This is a genomic window from Hallella mizrahii, assembly GCF_009695775.1.
Lineage (GTDB): Bacteria > Bacteroidota > Bacteroidia > Bacteroidales > Bacteroidaceae > Prevotella > Prevotella mizrahii.
In genome coordinates this window covers 1-8224 of record NZ_VUNG01000072.1, presented here as the reverse complement: position 1 = coordinate 8224, position 8224 = coordinate 1, and the positions used below count along the sequence as shown (strand labels likewise).

At 45.2% G+C, this 8224-nt stretch carries 4 protein-coding genes and 1 pseudogene; 1 reads left to right on the top strand and 4 read right to left on the bottom strand.

Annotated features, from left to right (window positions below; genetic code table 11):
- Positions 1–488 precede the first annotated feature (488 nt).
- A pseudogene (locus tag FYJ73_RS16070) lies at positions 489–818 on the bottom strand (glucosaminidase domain-containing protein); the annotation flags it as partial.
- A gap of 325 nt (positions 819–1143) precedes the next feature.
- Here FYJ73_RS16070 and FYJ73_RS15245 point away from each other — a divergent pair.
- The gene (locus tag FYJ73_RS15245) at positions 1144–1425 is read left to right on the top strand and encodes a hypothetical protein (RefSeq protein WP_154535597.1); all 282 of its coding nucleotides are present in this window, start codon (positions 1144–1146) and stop codon (positions 1423–1425) included.
- Between the two features lie 40 nt (positions 1426–1465).
- On the opposite strand, the gene FYJ73_RS15240 is transcribed toward FYJ73_RS15245, so the two are convergent.
- From FYJ73_RS15240 to FYJ73_RS15230, 3 genes are all read right to left on the bottom strand, one after another.
- Positions 1466–2134 (bottom strand): MgtC/SapB family protein, encoded by a 669-nt coding sequence (locus FYJ73_RS15240; protein WP_154535596.1) that lies wholly within the window; start codon positions 2132–2134, stop codon positions 1466–1468.
- Between the two features lie 45 nt (positions 2135–2179).
- Entirely contained in the window at positions 2180–6094 is a 3915-nt protein-coding gene (locus FYJ73_RS15235; protein WP_154535595.1) for an AlbA family DNA-binding domain-containing protein, read from the bottom strand.
- Positions 6095–6294: 200 nt separating this feature from the next.
- On the bottom strand, positions 6295–8010 hold the full coding sequence (locus FYJ73_RS15230) for a Na/Pi cotransporter family protein (RefSeq protein WP_154535594.1): 1716 nt from the start codon (positions 8008–8010) through the stop codon (positions 6295–6297).
- Positions 8011–8224 lie beyond the last annotated feature (214 nt).

Here is an 8224-nt window from a genome sequence, read left to right as displayed (position 1 = left end):
GTTTCTTGTGTACGAACATGATGCAAAGATAGCTTGCGCCACCCAAAAATCCAAATACAAAGTGTCACTTTATTGATTTTTAATGATTTACGGCCGTTAACGGCTATTAACGTGGAAAACAGGAGAGAAGTTAAGCCCACTTGCGCCGATGGTACTGCAATGCAATGCGGGAGAGTAGGAGGCCGCCCTCTTTCAACAAGAGCCCTTGAAGACAGCAATGTTTTCAAGGGCTATTTTTGTTGTACGTTTACATAAAGACAGCAATGTTTTCAAGGGCCCTTTTTGTTGTACGTTATATAAAGACAGCAATGTTTTAAAGGGCTCTTTTTTGATAGACTCGGCTCTTTGCCTTCTTCATCTAAGGAGAGGGTTGCAATTCTGTCTGAATCCTTCTCTTACTTTGCGTACTCTCTATTTCTCTCTAGAAGAGATAAGTGTGATAATAAAAAAGTGCGGCATAATTGCCGCACTCCCTATGTGATGTTGAATCAGATGTTGAGCTTGTCTGCTATCTTTTTCACTTTCGATGTGTAGTTTCTGTCTTCTGCGTATCCTATCCGTTTAAGGAATGCATAGTAATCTCCGCCATTGTATTTATATTGCACATCATCAAGATAGGCTTTAACGGACTCTTCCCAGTTGTTGAAGGTATAGTAACTGCCGTCGCTTGGATGGCGGAGACCAAAGAGATTGTGGCTTTCCATGCAGAGTGTGCTGGAAAAATATCCTGTCTCTAATAGTGCTTGTGCTAAGACAATCTTCTTTTCCTTAACATTGTATTTCTCTAAAACGGAAAGTAAATTATCAATGTTGAGTTCTGCAAAGCCATGAAAGTCTTCATCCTCCATGCTGGATGGAAGATGCATCTCTGTTAATGTATCTGATTTCTGATCGTTTTTAGCTATACCAGGCATTGCGTCAGGCATGATTGTACTTTGCGACCAGGCTATGCTGAACGTGGTACTGAGTATTGCTGTAAATAGTAGTCTTTTTATAGTTTTCTTGTCTTCCATATAATGATCAACGAATTATGTTTTTTATTATTGTTTTGTGTCTTTTCTTTTAACTCTATTTTATTTTCTCGGCTTTTTTGTGTAATTTTGTATCAATATCGTTTATTATAGGTTTGTTTCTCAATAGTATATGGTACAACGTTTTGCTAAGGTAAGTAGCGGTTCCCTTGATCAGGGTTGTATAGAGTCGGCTTATAGCTTCTTTCATCAGAAGTACCGGGTCTATGAGTATTCTCACAGTGACGGACAGAAAGATGATATAGAATATGCTATTTCCAACTATGTGGAACAGATGAATCCTTCGCTCTATGAGTATCTCTCGGCTGGGCGAAAGGATTATCTGCTCTCTCATTCTTCTTTCTCACATGATATGGAGGATGCTATAGATCAATTGGAGAAGATGTTGCCTTAGTGAGTGAAGCTTTCTATATATATAATAAGGTGTACGTGCCTTATTCTATATTCTGTATACTGACACCATCCATCTTCTCCATGAACTGCATGATGCGAGTCTGATATTGCTCGCGCTTCACCTTGATCTCCATGGACACTTGATAGGCGATGCCTTTGGGATCGGTTTTTTTCTGCATTTCATAGGAGTCGATGTCGATGCCGGCATCTCTCATCTTATGCAAAACAACCTGAATGTTTTCTTGCTTGTCTGAGCTGAATGTCAGCAGAATGCTGCGTGTGGCAAAGCGGCTGGAAACAAAGTGGAGTGCTTCCAAACACATGAGTACCATGACAGTGGTAGCTGCGGCAAGGACAAACATACCTGCACCGCATGTGAGTCCAATGGCTGAGGTGACCCACAGTCCGGCGGCAGTTGTGAGTCCTTTGACAACATGCTTTTGAAAGATGATGATACCGGCACCTATGAATCCGATGCCCGGCACTACTTGGGAGGCGATTCGGGAAGGATCGTAGGACAATTTTTGGGTTGTGTCGTTGATCATACTGTCGAAGCCATACATGGATAGTATCATGAACAAGGCACTTCCTAAGGCCACAAGGAAGTGGGTGCGGAAGCCGGCCTCTTTGGCTCTATACTCCCGCTCCAAACCGATCACTCCACCTAAGACAGCTGCAATTGCTAATCGTAATATAAATTCTGGTGTCATGGTTGCTACGTATTTTTATGATGTCGATGTCTCGCTTTTGTTTGGTCAGATACTGCATCCTGGCAGCATATCGGCAATACGCTTACCGTTGACCGTTTTCAGCACGATGCCTAATTCTTTTCTTGGCGGATTGTGCTGTACCCACTCTGGCACTTTATCACGGTTGATGATTTCAACGTAGTGGATATCGCTGAAATTGACGTCGCATAGAGTCTCACCATAGTCCTGCATGCTGTTTTCTTTTATTTTTGAGATGTCGTCGAAGCGCAGCCGCTTGTTGCCTTTTCCGTCGACAAAGCCGAGGATGAGTTCATCATCGTCATTAGCTATACTTGCATAGATGAGTTCTTTGCCGGAATAGCGTTTGAAGGTGCGGTCACAGTCTCGGTGAAGGAGCTTTTCCATGCTGGCTTTCACTACCCGGCCGTCACTGTAGACCATGATGAGCCATGATTTTTCTTCTTCTTCATGGATGGCCAACTCCAGCCGGTAGTCTTCTGTACGGTAGTCGTCTTGATGAAGCAGTTTATACTCATCATTGTCGATGAAACATAGGTATGCAGTAGTAGGGAGGTAGTTCAACTCATAGTCATGTATGACATTATTTCTGAACCTGCTGGTTTGGATCTTGTCTTTGATTTTATTGGTGAATGGTACCGGCGTGGTGCCTGTGCCGACATTGATCTCTTGCGAGATGGTTGCTGGTGTGTTGATGATGGCAGGGCTTTCATCCTTAGTTTTCATTTGATGCTCAGAGGCCCACTTCTTGCGTCCGATGAGGAATGCTGTCAGATAGTCGCTGTTGACTCTTCTGGCAGATTTGCCCATGCGCTCGTAGTATTCACCTTTGAGAGCTATTGGGTCGGGGCTGGGCAAAATAGAGATAGCCAGCACATTGGCCTTTGTACCTTCATCCCAACGGGTCTTGATGTTGTGAGCAGCCTCTTGCCCAAGGTAGGTGGCCACCTGGTTATGGATATAATCTTCGTAGTGGTCGAGGCTTCCGTTGAATTTAGGATGTTTGAGATCTTCTTCAACACCACTTTCTATGCCTTGGTCATTGACGCCGAGATATAGCGTACCACCGTCAGCGTTGAGGAAAGCACAGATCTCCTGAAGAATTTTGGTTGTTTGCACAGCCAAGTTCGACTGCATAGAGTTTTCCGGATAGACGATGGAGGTTTTGAATTCTGTGTGGTAGTCTTCCCGTCCATAGTCTTTCTTGTCGCTCTGGTTGTGTCTGAGCTTGAGGATAGAACGTATTTTCTCCCGTATCTCGTCGGCTTGAGAGATCAATCCGGCTTTCTTCACCGTGTTATGCGACATGACGAGGGCAGCCAGCATCTGCAATGTAGGATTCTCTCGCTTGCAGCTCATCTGGTAGAGTTCATCGTAGTGTTCATCATTATCGAGCCACGAGACGATGATCATCTGCTGGAAATCGTTGTAGAGATGCGAGTCTTGCTCAAAGCCTAAACTGTCGGCATTGTTGAGGATGGCCAGGCTTTCTTTCGAAAAACTGTTGTTGAGAGCAAAGTCGTTGAGAAGTTCCAGCAGGGAGAGACGTTTGCAGTAGTACTGTTCGCGCTCAGAATTGAGCATGCGTGCAAGTACACGACAGGTGGAGATATAGTTATAGGCCTTGATGTAATCATCCTCGAAACTGGCGTAGGTCTCAAAGATATACATCAATTCGGTGAGGTGATCGGCGTCCATTGTCGAGGTAAAATCTTCTGAATTCTCCTGCTCCTCTTCATTGATGAATACCTCGCCATGGGCAAGATTGACCATGAACTGATGGAAGGCAGCTCCCACGCTGAAGATCATATCGGGTACATCGGCTCGATAGGTGGCATTGATATAAGGCGGTCTGCCTTGAGTGGGCTTATACACTTCCACGACCTTACCCTTTGACAACACGCTGAGAGGAGTGCCAGGCTCCACATCCACGGATAGCGACAGACCGTTGGTGGAGATCGCTGGCACACGTTTGATTCCGGGCTGAGGATTGTTGAGTACACATTTCAAACGACTGTTGAAGTTAAGATGTTCGACACGGTAATCCTCCATGAAATCTATGCAGATCTCGTTCATCACGAAATGATACTCTCCGTCCTCAATACCATCTACAGCAGCTGGCAGAATGAGTGGGCTTCCATTGTGGTAAAAATCTTCTAACGATAGTTTCTTCCCAGGATAATAAGGTACAATATCTCTTGCAGCGTCGATATATCCCTTGATACCTTGCAGCTCTTCGTCGATGACTTCGCATTGGAAGAGAAGTTTGGACTCATCGTCGGATGGTATCTTCTGCTTAATGATAATCGACACCTCTTCGCCTGGCAAGAGTCTGGGCTTTTCCTTTTTCTTATTATGGTGTTTGCCGATAAAGAGTGACTTGTAGATGAAATCCCACAGTTGTTTGAAGTGTGGCAGAGTGTTGCTTTTGTTACCTCGGAGGTCAGCGGAAGGCTTCTCGCTGAGTCTGATCGTAAAGGCGTGCCAAAGGTTTAGGCGGGTTGGCAGGGGGGTGTAGACATTCTCTGAGTTCACATCAGAGGCGGATATAGAAATCTTTCCCTCTTTGATCAGTAGTTTTGCATTGTCTGTCATGTATTCCACGGGAGCAAGCGATGAGTCGATCGTATCGGAAACCTGGTTGGCAATGATGTTGGCAGTGAGTGTGGCGTCATCGGTGTTGACTACATAGGCCGCCTGATCACCGGAGTCTGAGACCAGGTTGTAGAGTGATTCTTCCAGCAGACTCTTGGGGTCAGCCACTCCCATCTTGCTGCAAAGACGATAGAGCAGACTGCGGTTGAGCACCACGTCGAAGAGATCACTATCGTCGTCTTCGGCCAAATTAAGCTGGAGAGCCAAGGCTTGTATCATCGTTTCGATCGTACCTTGACTGTTGAGACTGTCAGGAGTCTCATAGCTCTTGCGAATGTAGTATTCCAGCAAAGTGATCCATAGCTTACCAAAAGGAGCCCGCTTGGATAAGGCAAGATCATGCTTCCTGATGATGCTGATCATCCTTGGCATGCACTTCTGCATCAAACTGTCGTCTTGTAGAAAAATACAGAGCATTGTAAAGAAGCACTCGCGTGGGTGGAAGACATAGTTGCTGCATTCCAGTTTGTTGAGCGTTTGTTCGATATATTTTTCTCCTAATTGGTTTTTGACGAGGTCAAGAGCGTTGATGAAGAAAGATGTCTGCTCAATGAAGTCTGTGAAGCGGTGCTCAAGGATGTCTCTGGAAACAGCGTCACACATGTTGAGCAATTCAGACTGTTCGAGCACATGAAGCAGACAGTCCTTGAAGTCGATGAGATCTTGCCTGAGAAGATCTTTGTCGTGGTATTCGCTTGCCATATTGGCTATCCATTGATAACACGCATTGTCAAAGAGGTCTGGGTTGGTGCTTCCAAGGAGAAGTTCTCGCAATGAATTGCTGTTCCATTTTCTGTTGCCTAAAAGAGTGGACAGCTGATGATCTTTAATGGGGAAGTCGTATTTGTGTGCCTGTAGGTTTTCTACCGGCTGTACATGCATATATCTTCCTTTAATCCTTTCTACTTGACAGATGACTCGCGGTGTGAGAGCAGGATTAGGGATACAACTTTTATCAAGTCGCGTTGTAAACCCATGCGATTCCTGAAGGATATAGAAGTTGTCGTGTGAGCGTTTGATGCTGAACTCTACCTTGTCGCCTTCATGATAGAATTGTCGGATGAGTGTTTCATAGTCTTGTCTAAGATGTATTCCACCGTTGAAAGACTCTTCAATAATGCAGGGAAGGGTATCTGGTACGGTGCTTCTTTTCTGATACAAGAGCATGGGCAGACGGTAGAGTTTGCCGTCATTTCCGTAGGTAACAATAAACTGATGTGAGTCTGGATCTGTCCTAACAACGTCGACAGTAATCCTTTGTTTTTCTTTCGTTTCCGGTAGAATCATTTTTATTTTGATAAGTTACAGTTAAATATTCGATTTTACAAATGTACTAAAAATAAATGAATCTACTTCCGGTTTAAAGGATTTTAGCAAATAATAAGGCCTTATTGACATAAATATATGCACAATAAGGCCTTCGTAACATTTGACTGTCAGTAGTGGTGATTTTATAACTTTGTTACTGGCGTTAAAAGCAGGCTGTTTTACGCCTCGTTTTTCTTCTTGCCGGTACGTGCCTCTACGACATTGACAACATAGTCACCGACACGTTCGCATTCGTTGATGATATCCATATACATCGTACCTATGGCGTAGGTATATTTATGGTCATTGACATCAATGGTGTTTCTGCTGCGGAGCTGGTTGCGATAGTTGTTGATTTCGTTTTCGATGTTGAAGGAGCGGTTGATGTCGATATCTGTCTTGTGCTCTATGAGCGCATGCTCCATTTCTCCCATTGACTGGTCGGTGAGGGCGAACATCTGATGAAGATGCTCATACTGATCGGCGGTGAACTCTTCTTTTTCTGTATATTTTCTGTTGATGGTTCTTGCTATATGATAACAGGAGTCGCCGATGCTCTCAAGTTCGGATATTTCTCGCAGCATGGCGCGTACCTTGTCTTTGGTCTCGTCGCTGAGGTGCGCGTCACTGACCTGATCGAGGTATTTGGCAATCTCTATCTCCATATTGTCGGCGATACTCTCATATTTCTCTATGCGGGAGAAGAGCTTGACAAAGTCGTTGGCATCCTTGGTGCTGAGCAATTCTCGCACCATGCGCAACATTCTTCTCATGCGCTCAGCAAAGGAGTGAATCTCTTTGGAAGCCTCCAGTACGGAGAGCTCAGGAGTCTTCATGATACCGGACTGGATGAAACGCAGACGGAAATCTTCCTCATCTTTATTGCTTTTCGGTTTGATGATCCAGCAGACGACTTTCTCTATCTGTGGGATGAAGCCTATGAGCAGAGCCGTGTTCGTCACATTGAAGCAGGTATGGAACGCTGCGAGCACGATGGGTAGGACTGCGGCCTTCTGTGCTTGTGTGAATCCGGCTCCCGTAGGATCGTAACCTACAAGATGGCACACACCGTCGACAAAGGGATAGAACAGACACAGTACCCAAATGACGCCGAAGACATTGAAGACCAGATGTGCCATGGCCGCGCGCCGAGCCTGTGTGTTGGCTCCGAGGGCAGCGAGGTTGGCGGTAGCTGTTGTGCCGATGTTCTCTCCCAAGACAAGGGCAATGCCAAAGTAGATAGGCAGCACACCGGAGGAACAGAGTAGGATGGTGATAGCCATCACGGCAGCCGAACTCTGTACGATACATGTAATCAGTGTACCAATGAGCACAAATACAACAATATTGGCGTGGCTGTGAATATTAAAGGAAGAGAAGAATTGGATGGCTTGCGGGTTGTGTTCCAGGTCGAGTTCTTTACCGGCATTGCTCAGTAGGACAAGTGCAAAGAAAAGAAAGGCAATACCGAAGAGGAAGTCGCCGATGTAGCGGCGTCGCTTGGAATAGATGAGCATGATGCCCAGAAAGAATGCAGGAAAGACGACCATCGTCAGGTCAACGTTGAAACCCAGTGACATGATCCAAGCGGTGAGCGTCGTTCCGATATTGGCACCCATGATCACCGAGATGGCTTGTGCCAAGGTGAGCAGTCCTGCATTGACAAAACTGACGGTCATCACCGTGGTGGCGGAAGAAGATTGCACGGCGCAAGTGATAAATACACCTGTGAGCATTCCTGTGAATCGGTTGGTTGTCATCGCGCCAAGGATGTGACGCAGTTGCGAGCCTGCCATTTTCTGCAGGGCTTCACTCATTACCTTCATGCCGTAGATCAGTAAGGCCAAGGAGCCTAATATCTTCATGAAGATAATCACATAGTCGCTTGTGTTCATAAATATATGTAATGTCTGTTACGATTATGCTACAAAGATATAAAAAAAATATGTCATGTAGAGCGAATGGCTTCCTTTTTTTGGCTTGTCCTGTTTTCCACGTTAATAGCCGTTAACGGCCGTAAATCATTAAAAATCAATAAAGTGACACTTTGTATTTGAATTTTTGGGTGGCGCAAGCTATCTTTGCATCATGTTCGTACACAAGAAACGC

What these genes read in the sequence shown, in the direction of transcription:
- FYJ73_RS15245 (WP_154535597.1), top strand. Translation starts at nt 1,144, where the DNA reads ATGGTACAACGTTTTGCTAAGGTAAGTAGCGGTTCCCTTGATCAGGGT.
- FYJ73_RS15240 (WP_154535596.1), bottom strand. Translation starts at nt 2,134, where the DNA reads ATGACACCAGAATTTATATTACGATTAGCAATTGCAGCTGTCTTAGGT.
- FYJ73_RS15235 (WP_154535595.1), bottom strand. Translation starts at nt 6,094, where the DNA reads ATGATTCTACCGGAAACGAAAGAAAAACAAAGGATTACTGTCGACGTT.
- FYJ73_RS15230 (WP_154535594.1), bottom strand. Translation starts at nt 8,010, where the DNA reads ATGAACACAAGCGACTATGTGATTATCTTCATGAAGATATTAGGCTCC.